Raw genomic sequence first — 6,356 nt, 5'->3', positions numbered from 1 at the left:
GAACGCGGTGGAGGGGTTCTTCGCGAAACTGACGCGGCGCAGGCTCAAACACGGCGTGTTCCACTCGGTCGTCGACCTGCAGGCCGCGATCAATCGCTTCATCGCCGAACACAACATCACCGAAGCCAAGCCGTTTATCTGTCTTCCAAGTCCTGACGAAGCGATCGTCGCTCATGCGGGACTATGTTGCGACACGGTACCAAGGCAAGCCTGTGCCGTCCCATATCTGGCTGGGTGTGAGTGTCGAAAACCGTGCCTATGTTTCTCGTATCGCACATCTGAAGCAGATCAATTCCCCGGCGCGGTTCATTTCCTTCGAGCCGCTCCTTGGGCCTATTGGCGGCATTGATCTCACTGGCATCGCGTGGGCCATTGTCGGTGGCGAGTCCGGTCATGGTTGCCGGCCCATGGACCCCTCCTGGGCGATTGAAATCCGCGATGTCTGTCAGCGCGATGGCGTGGCTTTCCTGTTCAAGCAATGGGGTGGCCGCACGCCGAAGGCTGGCGGACGGATGCTGGATGGCCAGACGTGGGATGAATACCCGATGCAGGTGGTTCCGGCTGAGCTCGCCGAGAGCATGGCGCACAGTCAGACCACGCCCGACGAAACTACCAAGAAGCAAGCGACATCAGGCAATCGCGAGACACTTTTGGAGCTTGCCGACGAAATCAACGCGGCGGTGCCAGACTTGGACGACAAGAGCATAAAGCTGGGCCAGCTCCTTCTGAAGGCGCGCGATTGCTTCCTGGGCGACAAGGGCGGCCGCAAAGAGTGGAAAGCCTGGGTCGAGCAGAATATACACTTGTCTGACTCCCGCGTGCGCGACCTCATGCGCATTGCCAAGGCCGCGGACCCTGCTGCCGAGAAGAAGAAGCAGAACGCGAACAACGCAAAGCGCCAGAAGTCGCATCGCAGCAACAAGGCAGCGGCTCTCGCAGCATCGGCAAAGTCCGACTCACTCTCCGATGTTATGGAGTCTCCTGAGCCCAATGAGCGTGACGTCTTAACCGAGAAACTCGTCGAGATGGTTCGAATCTGGGCGCATGGGAAGTCGGTCGTCGAATTGCAGGTGGTGATTTCTGAGATCACTGACCACGGTGATGGGTTCCCCGAAATGCCCTCGTTTCTCGTGAGTAAGAAGGCAACAACCGCCCCAGCTCCTGCCGTTAGCGCGAGCAACCAGCACGCCGTTATGTAACGGCGGCCGGATTGGGAAGAGGAGACCAAAATGGAAAATGCATCATTTCCCCCTGGTAATGAAATCGGACACGACATGGCGACGACAGAGTCCCGGCCGAATGAACAGTTAGGAGCTCCAATGGCCTTTGCGGCGCTTCCGCGCGACAAGAACGGGTACGAGGTTCGTTATAATCCGAATCCGAATGCACCTGCAGGCAGCGATCCTAATATCGAAGTTAACATGGGGGTGATGGGCTGGGTTCGGCCCTCCGCCGGTCTCCATCCAGCCGGCATCAAGATCGCTGATGATGTCAAGCGCGAGGAAATCCTGAAAAGCATTGCGGCTAACGTTCGTCAAATCGTTGCACATTGGGCGGACAAGACGGTGGAACTGGCAATTTTGCTCTGCGATGCCAGGGACCAGTTCCCTAATACTCCTGATGGCGGCAAGAAGTGGAAGAATTGGCTTCTGAACAACGTCGACCTCGGTGAAACGCGCGTGCGGGAATTGATGAAGATCGGAAGATCAAAAGACAAGGCCGCCGCTGCTCGGGATCACCGTAACAAGACCGCCAAGCGCGTTGATAATCATCGAAAGTCACAGCGGGAATCAGCGTTACGTAACGCTGTTTCGGTCACTAGCCGTGAAAAGATTGGTGATTGGGCCACTTATTGTGGGGACATCCGTACCAGAGGGCACAATCCAGTCCTCGTTCGAGGCAATCATGATGTGGAGCATGTTGCGGACGACGATCGCGTCCCGATTCTTGGCTTCCACGACCAGGGTGTCCTCGGTGATGATGCGCTTCAACTGTCCTTCTCCGGACTTGTCACCGGCCCAGAATGCCTCGTCGGCAAAGAGGGCGATGCAATCGCGGAAATGCGCATTGAAACGCCCGGTCATCAGAGTTGGCGTCGAGATATGGATGCCATGCTGGCCAAGCGAGCGGATGATGGCACGGCACAGAATGCCTTTGCCGGTACCCCGCCCACCCCGGAATATCACGGCGACTTCAGCCGGTTTACTGGGGTTCTGGTAGAGCCAGGCGAACCACTTGAGGATGTACTGGTGGTGTTCCTCGTTCCCTGCCGCAAGGACGTGAAGGATGTGATAGTCGATCGTCGACCATTCGCCCTCCACTGGCTTGATGGCAAAGCCCCGCCAAAGGTTCAAGGCATCGCGGTGGTTCTTGCCGGTTGGATCGAAGACAAAGCCGTTGCGATAGGTCAGACGCTCCGGCGATTTGAGCCAATTGCGCGCCTCTGCGCTCTTATGGTGCAAGAGACTGAAGTCGGTCTCCGTCAGCAAGTCCCAAGTCTCGCGTTTGAACACTTGGTCATAAGAGCGGATCCCCACCCGAACCTTTGAGCCGTCGCGGATCACAGCATGATCAGCATTGAATCCTTCGACGTTGGACGAAGTATCTGGGTCAGGCCGTGGCAACGCCAGCCAGGACTTGAAAGCGGCAAGCACGTCATCTTCGAACCCGAAAACGTCCTTCAGTCGGCTCCAGCCTGAAATCTTCTCAATGGGATCTCGATATGTGTCGGCGATAAACCGTTCCCGCGACGCGCGTTCCTTGCCATCCTGGATATGTGGCGCCATTACAGCGTGGCATTCGCCGTGGTCGAGACCAGCATACTTGCGAAGCACACCTGCGACTGCGCCTGCAGCATCCTGGCGCGCGCCGGGTCCTGGCCATATCGCTTCTAGAATTACCATCATTGCTGCAATGCCTAACCGCGCTTGTACTCGCGCTCCGAAACGGACGACGCGTTCGCCGCGCTGGCGAGCGACAGGGCGCCGGCCAGCAGCGCGATGGCATAAACGGACTTGAACATCGGAATCTCCATGGGTTGTTTGTCTGGATGTGTCAGCCGGTGCGCAGCCTGGGAAGCAGCGCAACAGCAGTGACAGGCTGAGAGATCCCCTTGGCGGCACGCATGCGCAGCCCACAGGGATGTCCCTTGAACACATGAAAACAATTGCAAAGAGATGACAGACAGTCAATGATCGTCTAAGAGCTTTTCCAGTCGCGGCCGCCCGCTCACCGGCGGGCCGAGGAAGCATGTCGTTCGGAGGGGGCCATGAAGGCTCAGGTTCAATGATGATCGCCCTGCGCATTGCTGCACTGGTCGCATGTATCGCAGTGTGGTTGCCGCTGGCCTCGTCGGATCAGGCCAGTGGAGCATCGCCGGAGGCAGGTGGGTCGGGCATTGTTTCGCAGAACGGCATGGACGAGGGCGGCTATGAGGCCTGCATTGCCGATCTCTCCGCGCAAGACGTGGCCTTCGAGCAATTGGGAAATGTGACCGTCGATGGCTGCGAACTGGCCGGAGCCATAAAGCTCAAGGGCGTCCAGACATTCCTGGGTGCCGTCGAGGTCTCGGGCGAGCCCACGATGATCTGCCGGTTTGCCAGCCAGTTCACCGGGTGGGTCCGGGACGTCGGCGCACCGCTGACCTACGCCTATACTGGCGAAAAGCTGGTGAGGATCGAGACTGGCCCCGGCCTTGTCTGCCGCACACGCTACAACAAGCCGGGTGAAAAGATCAGCGAGCATGCCAAGGGCAATGCCATCGACATTGCGTCCTTCGTGCTCGCGGACAAGACGCGGATCGACATCAAGGAGTCACCCAGGGACAGCAAGACGCAGCGGGATCTGGTTCGAACGTTCCGCGCAACAGGTTGCGGCTACTTCACGACAATCCTCGGCCCCGGATCGAACGCCGCGCATGAGGAGCACCTGCATTTCGATTACGGGATGCATGGAAAGACCTTGAACTATCGGATTTGCGAGTGAATTCAAGAAAGTTCCGATCATCAGCTTGGCAAAGGACTGAACGTTGGCATTGCCGTTGCCGCCACGATGATCAGGCATCTCGAGACGATAGAGTTCACCATCGGAGATGAAAGCAATGAACGGATTTCTGAAAGCAGCAGCGGTGGTGTTTGTGGTGGCGGCATGTGGCGGGGCCCAGCCCGCGCTTGCCGCCGACGAGGCGCAAATGATGAGCAAGTGCAACACCTACGCGGCGAGGCATCTGCATGTATCGACGAGCGACATCGTCAGCATGAAGTATGAGGGACAACGCACCGACGGCACCCATGCGGTCAATGGAAGCGCCAGGAACGGCCAGACGTTTCAGTGCTCGTTCAACAAGCCGGGAACCCATGTCGTGCATTGGTCACATGCAGCACCCAAGGGATGTCCGTCGGATGTGAGCGAAGCCGACCGTTACCTTTACCCCGACTGCAATTGAATGCGTGCCGCAGCACGGCACATCCATCATCAACCATCCGACAACAGGAGCGATCAGTATACAGCAGTCTTTGAAACCACCGGAACAATTTTGGGGTCCAGCACTTCGCATACTGGAACGTTGACGGACGGCAACGCCGGAGACAACTTCTTCGACACGACCGAGACGATCACCGGCGGCAATGACGGCTTCGGGGCCACCGACGACGACGGCACGTTCATCGGAACGATCGACGTGCTGGGCGTGACCTGGACCGGAATCCAGGCCAACAGCGGCAGGATCATCTTCTATGCGACGGTCACCCCCGGCACCACGAACATTGACATCAACAATGCCTTCTTCTCCGCCGCCGGGAATACAACCCAGTTCAGCAACCTGACCCTGACGAACACCGGCGGCTTCACCACCTGCTTCGCCGCCGGCACCCTGATCGCGACTCCCCGGGGCGAGCAGACGGTCGAGACGCTGGCGATTGGCGACACGATCCTCACCGCCGACGGCCGCGCGGTGCCGGTGAAATGGATCGGGCGGCAAACCCTGCTCAAGGTCTTCGCCGGAGAGCGGGCACGGCCCGTTCGCATCGCCGCCGGGGCTCTGGGCGGCGGCCTGCCGCACGCCGATCTGGTGCTGACCTCGGACCACGCGCTGATCATGGACGGCCTGATCCCGCTAACTTGATCGCGCCGGCCTCTCACGGAGCCGGCGCGGTCTCCTCCAGCAGCCGCCGTGCAAAGCTGGCAAGGTCGGCTGCCGCGCCGGCACCTGCGGCGGATGCATTCCAGTAGCGATTGGTCCGCTTGTAGGGCAGCGGCACATGCACCTGCATCCACGATCCCAGCCAGTATCTGGGCAGGATGCAAAGGTCAGGCGCGCTGTCCGGCCCGACCGTCAGATACCACGCGACGGCGCGCGTCATCAGCCCCGGCCCGGTCTTCATCCAGGTGTTGTCACTGTGCCGTTCCAGCAAGGCGGCCTTGGCCGCATGTGCCGCCCAGACGATCGCCGGATGCTTCGGCGGGGCGAAGATGACATTGTTGGCGATCGATCCTTGCGGTTCGAGAAAGACGGTCAGTCCGCGGAGACGCTTGAACACGGCCTCCAGGTCACCGGTCCGGCGGTCGTCGCAGTCGACATAAAGACCACCCTCCAGCATCAGCCAGGCAAGGCGGTAGAAATCACTCTCTTCTGCCGGCGACCGCGCGGCCCGAAGTGCGCGCGGCCAATCCGCGCCCAGGCGGGTTCCAAGCCAGTCCGTTGCCATGCGCCGGTCGAACCTGTGGTGGGCGGCACCGGGCTGGTCCCGCCAACTCGCGATGAGGCCGGCGATGTCGTCCGGGGGCTCCGGCTTGTCCCAATATTGCATGACCTGCTGCGGCACGGCGGACGAAGCGCCGCTACCCCCATCCCGATGTGTCTCAATCCACCGTCTCACCACCTCGCCTGCTGCAGGCATGAGTATCCTGGGGTCGGCCGCCCCTGCCGCCCGTTGCGCCAGCCTCGTGTCGATCCTGACCGCCCCATCGACTCCCGAACCGAAGTGCGACACCGAGCGCTGCGGCAGCCACTTGCCCACCTCCGCAAAGAGGGTCTCGGCGGCACCTGTATCACCTCGGCGCAACAGGCTGCTCAGGAGCGCTCGATCAAGACTGCTGCGTTGTTGCGGAGCGGCAATCCGCGCGGCTATCGCCCTTGCAAGGTCGAAATCTCCAATATGTTGCAGCACCGATGCTGCACCGATCACAAAGGCTGGCGCCGATCCGTCCTGCACGCGCTCTTCGCGCCGGATGATGTCCCGGAGTTCGTCCACCGCCCCGATCTCGGCAAGGCTTCCGAGATGTGCCCTGAACAGACCGGCGTGCCACGGCCACGCGCGGCGGGCCCGCCGCAGGTACCGCGCGGCAGAGCGGAACCG

6 protein-coding genes and 1 pseudogene are annotated in these 6,356 nt (G+C 60.4%); 5 read left to right on the top strand and 2 right to left on the bottom strand.

Annotated features, from left to right (window positions below; all coding sequences use genetic code 11):
- Together ACEW8Q_RS01385 and ACEW8Q_RS01380 are read left to right on the top strand one after the other, a co-directional pair.
- Positions 1-172, top strand: a pseudogene (locus ACEW8Q_RS01385) (IS630 family transposase); the annotation flags it as partial.
- 1 nt (position 173) lies between these two features.
- A complete protein-coding gene (locus tag ACEW8Q_RS01380; protein WP_373502261.1) occupies positions 174-1,199 on the top strand; it encodes a DUF5131 family protein in 1,026 nt (341 codons plus the stop codon).
- 597 nt (positions 1,200-1,796) lie between these two features.
- On the opposite strand, the gene ACEW8Q_RS01375 is transcribed toward ACEW8Q_RS01380, so the two are convergent.
- Complete coding sequence (locus ACEW8Q_RS01375) at positions 1,797-2,786, bottom strand: primase-helicase family protein (RefSeq protein ID WP_373502262.1); 990 nt, start codon at positions 2,784-2,786, stop codon at positions 1,797-1,799.
- Positions 2,787-3,285: 499 nt separating this feature from the next.
- Between ACEW8Q_RS01375 and ACEW8Q_RS01370 the strand changes: the two genes are divergently transcribed.
- The 3 genes from ACEW8Q_RS01370 (at position 3,286) to ACEW8Q_RS01360 (ending at position 5,122) form a co-directional block, all read left to right on the top strand.
- Positions 3,286-3,984, top strand: a complete 699-nt coding sequence (locus ACEW8Q_RS01370; protein ID WP_373502260.1) for an extensin family protein — start codon at positions 3,286-3,288, stop codon at positions 3,982-3,984.
- Between the two features lie 115 nt (positions 3,985-4,099).
- Positions 4,100-4,444, top strand: coding sequence for a hypothetical protein (locus ACEW8Q_RS01365; RefSeq protein WP_373502259.1), 345 nt, complete (start codon positions 4,100-4,102; stop codon positions 4,442-4,444).
- A gap of 120 nt (positions 4,445-4,564) precedes the next feature.
- Positions 4,565-5,122 carry a Hint domain-containing protein gene (locus ACEW8Q_RS01360; RefSeq protein ID WP_373502258.1) on the top strand — a complete coding sequence of 186 codons (558 nt, stop codon included), beginning with the start codon at positions 4,565-4,567 and terminating at the stop codon, positions 5,120-5,122.
- Between the two features lie 13 nt (positions 5,123-5,135).
- On the opposite strand, the gene ACEW8Q_RS01355 is transcribed toward ACEW8Q_RS01360, so the two are convergent.
- Positions 5,136-6,356: glycosyltransferase family 32 protein (locus ACEW8Q_RS01355; protein WP_373502257.1), on the bottom strand; the 1,221-nt coding region annotated here is incomplete at its 5' end.

It is taken from the genome of Aestuariivirga sp. (assembly GCF_041738905.1).
Lineage (GTDB): Bacteria > Pseudomonadota > Alphaproteobacteria > Rhizobiales > Aestuariivirgaceae > Aestuariivirga.
This window is presented reverse-complemented; position numbering and strand designations above follow the sequence as displayed.